The sequence below is a fragment of the Alkalibacterium iburiense genome, assembly GCF_039521845.1.
Taxonomy (GTDB): Bacteria; Bacillota; Bacilli; order Lactobacillales; family Carnobacteriaceae_A; genus Alkalibacterium; species Alkalibacterium iburiense.
Window position 1 is genome coordinate 33,671 of record NZ_BAAACW010000027.1, and the last position, 7,598, is coordinate 41,268.

Consider the following 7,598-nt stretch of genomic DNA (forward strand, 5'->3'; position numbering starts at 1 on the left):
GGGGTAGTATTAGCTAAATTTGTAGGAGAAATGTTAACTGATCTATTAAGAGGAACAGGCTTTAACAAATATTCATCTTACTTGAAATCTTCAAGCAATATGGATATAGATTTGGCTAAAATTACAGGTCAAATTGTTGCCTTCTTAATTGGATTATTCTTCTTAGTTGAAGCACTCAATGCTTTGAACTTGGAGATGCTAAATGGTATCGTAGCTGCAATCATTGCTTACTTGCCAAACGTCCTGTTCGCCGTTATCATCATTGGCTTAGCCTTCTTCGGAGGACAAGCTTTAAGCAGTATGATTAGAAAAGCGACAGGAAGCAAAATGGCTGCTCTTATCGTAAAATATACCTTGATTGCTTTTGGTGTATTCATGGCCTTAGACCAGTTAAACTTTGCGACAACGATTGTTAATAACGCCTTTATGTTTATTATTGGTGGTCTAGCATTAGGGTTTGCCTTAGCCTTCGGATTAGGCGGACGCGATTTTGCCAGCAAGCAATTAGAGCGTGCGGACCGTAAGATTCAAGAAGAAAGTGCGAAACCAAGTGAACCAGGAGATAATACTCCAGAACTATAATTTAGAAGAACCATTAAAAGCTTCTGCTCATTTTGGGTAGAAGCTTTTTCACTTTTACAACTCAAAATGAAACGATTCTTGAATTAATACATAAGTGTAATCTGAATTACTGTCATAAATATATTTCGGTGAAACTCAATATTTAATTTAAATTCAAACATTCTTCATTCATATTATGATAAGCTAGTAACTGGAGCTCAATTTAGGAACCTAGATTAAGTTGCTGCAGTCAGGTATACTAAAAAGTGCTAGGTTTTTATTAGATAGTTAATTAATTAGTTTGAAGTTGAAGAGGAGGTAAATTATGTTTAATAGTATAATACTCGTTCAAAAGATTGGTGAAGGCGAGAAAGCAATGGAAATTGCTGAAAAATATGGAGCTACGGGAGGAACAATTCTACGTGGACGTGGAGCAGCGATTCACAAAGAAAATATACTAAGCTTTTTTGATTTAGAAATAGAACCCGAGAAAGATATATTATTAATTATCTCATCTGATGAAACAACAGATAGAATAATTGAAGGTCTTACTAAGGAGCTTCAATTAGAAAAAGAGAATACAGGCATACTCTTTTCATTTGCTTTATCTGAAGTAAGAGGCATAGACAAATCACATTCAACATCATAAATAGAAGGAGGAAACAATTTGGGATTATTAAACGAAAAATTTAGGGAAGTCTTAAGTTCAACAATTCCTACATTAGTGATTGTTTTTTTGATTCATTTTTTTGTTATTGATTTATCAACAGAAGCTTTAATTGCATTTGTAATAGGCCTTCTTCTGGTTATTATAGGCTTAACTATATTCCTGACGGGGGTAGACCTAGCCATAAATCCTATAGGAGAGTTGATGGGGAAGGGGGTTGCTCGATCGAATAAACTATGGATGCTAATAGCTGCCGGATTAGTCATGGGCTTCTTTATTTCCGTAGCAGAGCCTAGCTTAACAGTACTTGGTGCACAAATCGGGATAGTTTCTGGTGGAGTAGTTTCAGCAACGGCTATCGTTTCAGTCGTATCCATCGGCTTAGCTATATTACTCGTGATAGGGTTAGTTCGTATCGTTTACAACTGGAAAATCGTTCCCTTGCTATCGATTCTATATGGATTTATTTTCCTATTGTCTTTATTTACTGCAACTGAATTTGTTTCTATCGCTTTTGATGCATCTGGAGCAACTACTGGTGCGATTACAGTGCCATTTATGCTTGCCTTATCAGTAGGTGTGGCATCTATGAAAAAGAACTCAAAAAGCTCAGAAGCTGATAGTTTTGGAATGGTGGCTTTGGCTTCAAGTGGAGCCATTCTAGGGGTAATGGTTTATAACATTCTATTCCCTACAGGCGATTTAACTGGAACCTTGGAGATATCCATAGGTTCGGGCGATAGTTTTATAGTGAGTTTTTTAAATAATCTAACGACACAATTGTTAGAAGTCGCTATTACAGTCTTTCCGATTCTTGCGATGTTCTTCTTCTATCAGAATATTCTTATGAAAAAGAGCTTTAAAAATAATAGACGTATTTGGATAGGCATGATTTATGTATACGTCGGTCTAGTATTATTCTTAACCGGTGTTAATGCTGGATTTATGGATATCGGGAGTTTAATTGGTTATTCTATCGCAGCAGAAGGACGCTATGTCATTCTGACCTTAGTAGGAATCGTTTTGGGTGTTGTAACAATTATTGCAGAACCAGCGGTCAGTGTTTTGACTCATCAGATTGAAGATGTCACAAGCGGATCGATTAAGAGAGGACCAGTCTTGCTTTCCCTTTGTATTGGAGTAGGAGCAGCTGTTGGTTTATCAATCATAAGAATCGTTATTCCAAGTTTAGAACTATGGCATATAATATTGCCTGGTTATATTATCGCTATTGGCTTGTCTTATATTGTACCCACAATATTCGTAGGAATGGCCTTCGATGCAGGTGGGGTAGCCACAGGACCATTAACAGCTACCTTCATTCTAGCTTTTGTACAAGGAGCGACGGAAGCTGTTCCTCATGCTGAAATTATGTTAGAAGGATTTGGTATGATAGCTTTAGTAGCCATGATGCCGATAGTCACACTACAATTACTTGGATTTGTCTATGAATTACAGAAGAAAAAAGCTGAGGCTGCAGGTCAGACAGATTAGAATAGTCAAACCATACAAGAAATCAATGCTAAGAATAGGTGGGATGAAATGGTACAATTAAATGGTCAGATTAATATGGATATGCTGATGTTTATTGTTAACTACAATGAAAAAAAAAGAAAGAGTAAAGAAGTGTTAAGACTTGCTGCTGAAAAAGGACTTCACGGAGGGACGATTATTTTAGGTGAAGGAAAAGTACGCAGCAGTTTATTAAGAACACTTGGGATTGATAGTGCTAGAAGAGAAATAGTTATCTTAGTAGCACCGTCAACCATGGCAAAACAAGCTTTTACTTATATCACGGAAAAAAGTGAATTTGAAAAGAAAAAATCTGGAGTAGCACTTCGTATTCCCTTAAATAGAACTTCAGGCATTTCAAAAAATACAATTGATTTTGACAAGGTAGTGGAAAATAAACAACAGCCTCACCTAGATGAAGACAGTCATCAATTGATTGTGACTATTAAGGATATTGGTGAAGGTGAAGAAGTCTTGGATATCGTTGAACGCTTTGGAGGATTAGGAGGCACTGTTATTCATGGGCGTGGAGCAGCCTCGTATGAGGTCAGACATGTCTTTAATATGGATATTGAACCTGAAAAAGATGTGCTGATGACCATAGTGCCATCAGAAAAGACGCATGACATAATCAATACCCTTTCTGAAGAATTAGAAATGAAAAATAAGAACACAGGTGTCTTATTTGCTGTTGATTTAGCCGAAACTTTCGGTTTGTTTCAATAAATGACAAAAAAACATGACACACTATTTATGGATAAATTAACCTAAAAAAAGCGATAAAATAGAATCAATATCTGCACTAAAACGTCTCATTTTAGACACAGACAAAGCCCTATATCTCTTGTATAATCAAGCTAAGAAGTGCAACATACAACGTGTTATTTTTAGCTGTGAAGTGAATAGGGAGAGAGTAATATGACACATACAAAAAAACGTTTTGTCTATGTGATTGAAACAGCGACGGAATCCAAAGAATTATTAATTCGTGACAATGAACTAATTGAAAATGCAGACGGAGAATTAGATGTGCCACTAGATATGATTCTTAGACGCTATCATATGGGCTGGGACGATTTATTTGAAATGAACACGGATATTATCTATTTGATGCAAGAAGACGTATCTGAAAGAAAAGTATTACGCTCTATTCCATTTGAAAATTTAAGATATTATAAACCCATCACTCCACGCTAAAAGCGACCGAGCCACTAATCAGTGCTCCGTCGCTTATTTTAATTCTATGGGTGAGGTTAGTCTTTCGTGTCATCCTCGTCCGATTGTTCCTTTGATTTTTCTAAATCATCCACTTTGTCTACATCGAAGGAAACAAAGTCTTCATCGGAACGTTCTCTTTCCTTATCCTCTTCATTCTGATGATTCGGGTTGACTTCATCCGTTTCTGGTGTGTGGACAAATTCGTTATCCGTATTATTCTCTCCATCTTTAGGATCGACTACAAATGGAGGAACGGGATGTCCCCCTGCATGATTGCCGCTTCCGTGATTAAAACCGCCTGTACCTGACATAGTATCCTCTCCTTATGAGTGTTCTTCATCCAATTGATCGAAGTTAAACTTTTCAAAATCTTCGGGCTTACTTCTCTGGGCTTTTTCCTCTTCTGAAAGCTCTCGGTCGTCAATCACTTCATCCCGCTTAATAAATGGATTGGTTTCTTTCAGACCTTCCGCTTTCACCGCTTGATCCGCTTGGTTTTGTTGGTCTTGATGCAAAGTAGGTTGATTCTCCATGAAGCATCCCTCCAAAAATGAAAGTGTTTTATTTAGATACATAGTAACATACTAAATTTTCTAACGCTTATAATACGCTTATATGATACAATAAGGCTATATTTTAGATGTGGAGGAAAAGCTATGGTATGGATTGTTGTAGGACTGATATTAGCACTGCTTATTTATTTATACATACAGAATTATTTAATCGAAACAACGGCTTACACGCTAACGATTCCTAAATTAAAAGAAAATATGAAAGGTAAAAAGGTGGTTCATCTCTCTGATCTGCACTTGAAACCGAGAATCAATAAAAGTTTTGTGGAAACCATCTTGAATAAAACAGAAGACTTGCATCCCGATTATATTTTAATAACAGGAGACCTGGTTCAAGCAGGCTTGGAAGATTTTGTAGGGACCCCGTTAAGACATTTTGTAGAAGAATGCGCGAAGATAGCACCGACCTATGTGGCAACCGGTAATCATGACATTGCTAGTGGCTCCTTTGATGATTTTATGTTTATTATAAAAACCGCAAAGGCCCATTTATTATTAGATGACGCCGTTATACTTTACCACGAGGACGAACCCGGACTGGTACTCATGGGCTTGGCAGAAAGACAGAACCAGTTTAATTTGCCTAAACCTCTTTTGTCTTCAATTGAATTGACGGAAGAAATGGAAGAGCTACCGAAAATTCTTATGGCTCATCGCCCGGAACATTTTGAAAGGTATATGGATGACAAAACGAAAGCACCTGCTTTGGTCTTATCGGGCCATACCCATGCGGGTCAAGGCCGTATTCCATTTTTAGGCGGACTCTATTCTCCGGGACAAGGCTTTTTACCGAAGTATGATTATGGCATTTTTACTTATTCAGAAGACCGATCAAAACGCATGATTGTATCCAGAGGGTTAGGGAATTCCTCTTTTCCTTTAAGAATAAACAATCGCCCAGAAATTGGCGTCATTACATTGAATTAAAAAGGAGAAAGCAATGGACACTTTACGGTTAGGAACGATTGGAACAAGTCAGATTACGACTCAATTTATAGAAGCTGCTTTACATTCCAAGCATTATTCATTAGAAGCGGTGTATTCAAGAAGCATCGAAAAAGCGGAGGACTTTAAAGAACGATACGAAGCTAACAAAGCCTATGCTGACTGGTCAGGCTTTATAGAGGATCCGGACATCGACGTGATCTATGTGGCTTCTCCAAACAGCTTACATTTTGAACAAGCCATGGATGCTTTATCTTATAAAAAGCATCTCATTATTGAAAAGCCCATGGTGACTAGTTTAGATGAATGGGATGATTTGATTGAGAAAGCTCAGAAAGAAGAATGTGTGGTAGTCGAAGCGGCCAGACATCTATTTGAACCCAACTTTATAAAGGTCACAGAAGTGATTCAGGACTTTCCCAAAGTCTATGGCGCGACACTCACTTATAGTAAATATTCCTCTCGTTACGATAATGTGCTTGCAGGAGAAGAACCTGCTATCTTTTCACCGACTTTTGCGGGAGGAGCAGCCAATGATTTAGGAATTTATGTGGTCTATGCAGCAGTTAAGTGGTTTGGTATACCGGATTCTGTTCAGGCTTTTTCTCAAAGAATAGAAACGGGTGTTGACGGGAAGGGAACCGCCGTTTTACGATACCCATCCTTTGACGTCACCCTTCATTATGGGAAAATCAATACCTCATTAAATCATTCAGAAGTCTACAGTTCGGATGCGACACTCGTCTTGGATGCCATCACAGGAGTTTCCCAAGCGAATTTAGTGGATGCCCGAACGAGAGACGTCCAAACACTGCCTCTGGAACCCGTTGCAAACAATCCGCTGGAAGATGAAGCGATAGCTTTTGCGGAAGTGATGAAAGACCCGGATTCAGCTGCCAGTCGGGCTAAAGTCAATGAGTGGCAAACTCTCTCGCGAAACGTGCATGTGGTATTAGACGAAATACGCCAAAGGGACTGAAGAACACATGCCATTTTATTGGACAGAAAAACATGAGAAGTGTAAGATGAAAAGTAATAGAATGAGTGTGAATGAGGGGTTAAAGAAATGACTTCAAAAAACGTGTTACTCATCTGCACAGCAGGGATGAGTTCGAGTTTTCTTGTCTCCAAAATGCAGGAAACAGTAAAGATGAGAGGGTTAGATATGAAGATATCAGCTGTTTCAGCTTCAGAGGCTGAAAGAAAGCTGAATACCATACCCGTTGATTATCTCTTGCTTAGTCCTCAAGTCAGGTATTTAAAACCCTCATTTGAAAAAAGTTTAGAAAACAATCAACCGGTCATCTATGTCATAGATCAAACGGATTATGCGATGATGAATACAGGAAAGATTGTCGACGACTTAGTGTAAGCGAGAAAGGTACAGTCCTTATAAAGATAGGGGGGCCATATGTCTGAGAACAACAGTCAATCAATGGAAATTATCATGCAGCTCATTATGCATGGTGGAGATGCTAAAAGCAGTGCGATGGAAGCCATCCAGGCGGCTAAAAAGGGAGACTTTTCTTTAGCAGAAGACAAGCTAGAACACTCTCAAGAGGCCATCAATGAGGGGCACCGAGTCCAAACGGAACTATTATCCAAAGAAGCTGAAGGAAATGAAATGGATTTGAATCTCTTAATGGTTCATGCTCAGGATCAGTTAATGAGCGCCATGACTTATCGTGACTTAGCGATGGAAATCATAGAGATATATAATCGTATCGATTAAAACGAACGAAGACCTGAACAGGTCTTTTTTTGTTTTCCTGCATAAAATAGATTAAATAAAATTTTTATACATTTTGTATTGTATTGGAATGCGTTTCAGTGTATAGTTATTTCGATGAGAGATTTTTAATAAAAAAGGAAGGAGGAAAGGCCATGTGGATCCCAGTAATAGATAACTTAAAACAAATAAATATGAACCAGCCGAAAAGAACCAGTCGGCCATATTCCTCCTATAGCCATGAGTAGGTGTTCCTTTTTTTATGCTAGATAAAAATAAAAGAAACTCACTAACAGTCTATTCGTCACGGGGATAGACTGTCTTTTTATGGTCTTTGAAAACCCTCGGCTATGCCGGGGGTTCCGGAAAGCTTCCAGCGTGGGGTCAAAAAAAG

11 protein-coding genes are annotated in these 7,598 nt (G+C 38.2%); 9 read left to right on the forward strand and 2 right to left on the reverse strand.

The annotated features are described in order from the left end of the window. From ABDZ53_RS02445 to ABDZ53_RS02465, 5 genes are all read left to right on the forward strand, one after another. Nucleotides 1–582: mechanosensitive ion channel family protein (locus ABDZ53_RS02445; protein WP_425541666.1), on the forward strand; the 582-nt coding region annotated here is incomplete at its 5' end. A gap of 304 nt (nt 583–886) precedes the next feature. Continuing rightward, entirely contained in the window at nt 887–1,210 is a 324-nt protein-coding gene (locus tag ABDZ53_RS02450) for a hypothetical protein (protein WP_343753635.1), read from the forward strand. 18 nt (nt 1,211–1,228) lie between these two features. Beyond that, on the forward strand, nt 1,229–2,722 hold the full coding sequence (locus tag ABDZ53_RS02455; RefSeq protein ID WP_343753637.1) for a DUF1538 domain-containing protein: 1,494 nt from the start codon (nt 1,229–1,231) through the stop codon (nt 2,720–2,722). 48 nt (nt 2,723–2,770) lie between these two features. Further along, nucleotides 2,771–3,466, forward strand: a complete 696-nt coding sequence (locus tag ABDZ53_RS02460) for a hypothetical protein (RefSeq protein ID WP_343753639.1) — start codon at nt 2,771–2,773, stop codon at nt 3,464–3,466. A gap of 192 nt (nt 3,467–3,658) precedes the next feature. After that, nucleotides 3,659–3,937 (forward strand): hypothetical protein, encoded by a 279-nt coding sequence (locus tag ABDZ53_RS02465; RefSeq protein ID WP_343753641.1) that lies wholly within the window; start codon nt 3,659–3,661, stop codon nt 3,935–3,937. 56 nt (nt 3,938–3,993) lie between these two features. Here ABDZ53_RS02465 and ABDZ53_RS02470 read toward each other — a convergent pair whose 3' ends face one another. Both ABDZ53_RS02470 and ABDZ53_RS02475 read right to left on the reverse strand, forming a co-directional pair. Further along, on the reverse strand, nt 3,994–4,269 hold the full coding sequence (locus ABDZ53_RS02470; RefSeq protein ID WP_343753643.1) for a hypothetical protein: 276 nt from the start codon (nt 4,267–4,269) through the stop codon (nt 3,994–3,996). 12 nt (nt 4,270–4,281) lie between these two features. Beyond that, entirely contained in the window at nt 4,282–4,491 is a 210-nt protein-coding gene (locus ABDZ53_RS02475; protein ID WP_343753645.1) for a hypothetical protein, read from the reverse strand. A gap of 123 nt (nt 4,492–4,614) precedes the next feature. On the opposite strand from ABDZ53_RS02475, the gene ABDZ53_RS02480 reads away from it, so the two are divergent. From ABDZ53_RS02480 to ABDZ53_RS02495, 4 genes are all read left to right on the forward strand, one after another. Then, nucleotides 4,615–5,457: a metallophosphoesterase gene (locus ABDZ53_RS02480; protein ID WP_343753647.1), complete on the forward strand. Its 843-nt coding sequence runs from the start codon at nt 4,615–4,617 to the stop codon at nt 5,455–5,457. A 13-nt stretch (nt 5,458–5,470) separates the two neighbouring features. Further along, complete coding sequence (locus tag ABDZ53_RS02485; protein WP_343753649.1) at nt 5,471–6,454, forward strand: Gfo/Idh/MocA family protein; 984 nt, start codon at nt 5,471–5,473, stop codon at nt 6,452–6,454. 87 nt (nt 6,455–6,541) lie between these two features. After that, complete coding sequence (locus ABDZ53_RS02490) at nt 6,542–6,847, forward strand: PTS sugar transporter subunit IIB (protein WP_343753651.1); 306 nt, start codon at nt 6,542–6,544, stop codon at nt 6,845–6,847. Between the two features lie 39 nt (nt 6,848–6,886). Continuing rightward, nucleotides 6,887–7,207 carry a PTS lactose/cellobiose transporter subunit IIA gene (locus tag ABDZ53_RS02495; RefSeq protein ID WP_343753653.1) on the forward strand — a complete coding sequence of 107 codons (321 nt, stop codon included), beginning with the start codon at nt 6,887–6,889 and terminating at the stop codon, nt 7,205–7,207. The last annotated feature ends 391 nt before the right edge of the window (nt 7,208–7,598 follow it).